We start from the raw sequence: 2203 nt of genomic DNA on the forward strand, positions 1-2203 counted from the left end.
CGTTGACGAGGCGGAACGTGTGCACACCAAAGCCTTGCATGAAGCGGAAGGAACGCGGGATCGCGCGATCCGACATGATCCACATCACCATGTGCATTGATTCCGGCATCAGGCTGATGAAGTCCCAGAAATTGTCGTGCGCCGTCTGTGCCTGCGGAAAGGCACGGTCGGGCTCCTGTTTGGCGGCGTGGATCAGATCGGGAAACTTGATGGCGTCCTGGATGAAGAAGACCGGGATGTTGTTGCCGACGAGATCCCAATTGCCCTCCTTGGTGTAGAGCTTGACCGCGAAGCCGCGCACGTCGCGGGCGAGATCGAACGAACCCTTGTTGCCGGCAACCGTCGAGAAACGAACGAATGCCGGCGTCTTTTCACCAGCTCGCTGGAAAATGTCGGCACGTGTGTATTTGGCAAGTGACTCGTAGGTCTCGAAAAAACCATGCGCGCCATAGCCGCGGGCATGAACGACCCTTTCCGGGATGCGTTCGTGGTCGAAGTGGAAAATCTTCTCGCGAAAGTGAAAGTCTTCGATCAGCGATGGTCCGCGCTCACCGATCCGCAATGTGTTTTGGTCGTCGGAGACAGGCGTTCCGAGCGCCGTCGTAAGGGCAGGCGTGTCGTCCCCCGCGATCTGGTGCAACTCGCCGCCATTTCCGCGCGCGCTATTCTGATCCAGTCCACTTGCCGATTGGCGAGCGGAGGGGCGAGCGGATTTGGCCATGACAGATCCTCGATCGATACCGGAAGGTTGAAGTGGTCAAGCCATCAAACTGCCGGTGAGCAGCTTTGTTCCCGTAAAAAATGGACGCTGGAGACACCGCTGTCGGAGGAGCCGGGACTGCTGCGGCGATGGTGCGCGCCGATCGGATGACAGATATCTCCGCCTGCGCACAATTCATGAAGAGTTGTCTCCGGCACGAGGAACGAACCAAACTTCCATGCATTTAGCTGGGGCTGCGTTCACACACTCTTTCTTCTGGGAGCTGGACCATTGTCATCCGGAGGCTGCCTTTTGGCCGACCAGGAAACCAATGAAGTTTCCATCGTTGACCTGATACCTGCCCTGCGGGCATTCGCGCGCACCTTCTGCCGCGTCCCCGACGACGCTGACGATCTCGTGCAGGAGACACTGACCAAGGGTCTCGCCAACATCGACAAGTTCGAACCCGGTACGCGCATGAAGTCGTGGCTCTTCACCATCATGCGCAACACTTACTATACCCGGGTCAAGATCGCTGCCCGGGAGGCGCCCGGCCTGCTCGATTGCGCGTCTTCGAGACCAATTTCGGAAGCCACCCAGGAATGGACCGTTCAGAGCAAGGAAGTTCACGGCGCCATTCAAAGGCTGCCTGAACACCAACGCGAGGTCCTGATGCTGATCGGCGTTTTGGGAGTGAGCTACGAGGAAACCGCCGACATATGCGGTTGCGCGGTCGGAACGGTCAAAAGCCGCCTGAACCGTGCGCGCGCCAACATCCTTGAATTCCTGGGGGAGAGTTCGCTGCAGACATTGATAGAAAGACGAAACCAGCTGTCGGATGGTCAGCTCGATGTCGAGGTCGACGGCCGCAGATAGTCAGTTCTTCACGTCGCGCCGACGTTTCTCGACGAGCGCGTTCTGCAATTCGATCGCCAGCTTGGTCAGGCGGTCTGGAATTTTTTCCTGCTCTATGGCGGCCAGCAGGGAAGCAATCTCCTGATCCACAGCCATCTCGACATGCGGATCCGGGGTATCGTCGCTCGAACGAGACATCACATTCTCTTGATAGCGGGTCCCTTGATCCTAGTGTGGTGATAAGCGCCTGGCATTACAAGGCGGTGTCAACCGCCAAGAAGCTCACCAGCGGCCCCTTGCACAGGTTTATTTCCTTGCTGCTCCTTCGTCGTCCCGGTCCTTCGTCGTCCCGGTCCTTCGTCGTCCCGGGCCATGGACGCGCGGCGGTGGCGTTCAATCCCTAGGCAATCGGTCAGCGGCGTGATCCTGATATTGATCGGGCTTGATCCGATTGCCGTCCAGCCCGCGCTCCTGGCCATGCTGCTTCTTGTTGCGATTCGACAAGACCGCGTTTTCTTCGATCTCGTCCTTCTCCGGGGAGGTCACCGCGCCGGCGCCGGCACTCTTGCCTGGCTGCTGCGGCCGAAATGTTTTTTACCGCCGGATGCCATGATATCCTCCTTCGAATCGGGGACACTCGTCGGTGCC

Annotated in this window: 4 protein-coding genes; 2 read left to right on the forward strand and 2 right to left on the reverse strand. The window is 58.7% G+C overall.

Annotation, left to right across the window (positions count from 1 at the left end; genetic code table 11):
* On the reverse strand, nucleotides 1-721 hold a 721-nt coding region (locus tag EN939_RS31125), incomplete at its 3' end, for a catalase (protein ID WP_127271450.1).
* Between the two features lie 291 nt (nucleotides 722-1012).
* Here EN939_RS31125 and EN939_RS31130 point away from each other — a divergent pair.
* Nucleotides 1013-1576, forward strand: coding sequence for a sigma-70 family RNA polymerase sigma factor (locus EN939_RS31130; protein ID WP_127270591.1), 564 nt, complete (start codon nucleotides 1013-1015; stop codon nucleotides 1574-1576).
* Here EN939_RS31130 and EN939_RS31135 read toward each other — a convergent pair whose 3' ends face one another.
* Complete coding sequence (locus EN939_RS31135) at nucleotides 1577-1753, reverse strand: hypothetical protein (RefSeq protein ID WP_127270589.1); 177 nt, start codon at nucleotides 1751-1753, stop codon at nucleotides 1577-1579.
* A 222-nt stretch (nucleotides 1754-1975) separates the two neighbouring features.
* On the opposite strand from EN939_RS31135, the gene EN939_RS39885 reads away from it, so the two are divergent.
* The coding region (locus EN939_RS39885; RefSeq protein WP_206528386.1) for a hypothetical protein at nucleotides 1976-2203 on the forward strand (228 nt) is incomplete at its 3' end.

Source organism: Mesorhizobium sp. M7A.F.Ca.CA.002.05.1.1, assembly GCF_003998335.1.
Lineage (GTDB): Bacteria > Pseudomonadota > Alphaproteobacteria > Rhizobiales > Rhizobiaceae > Mesorhizobium.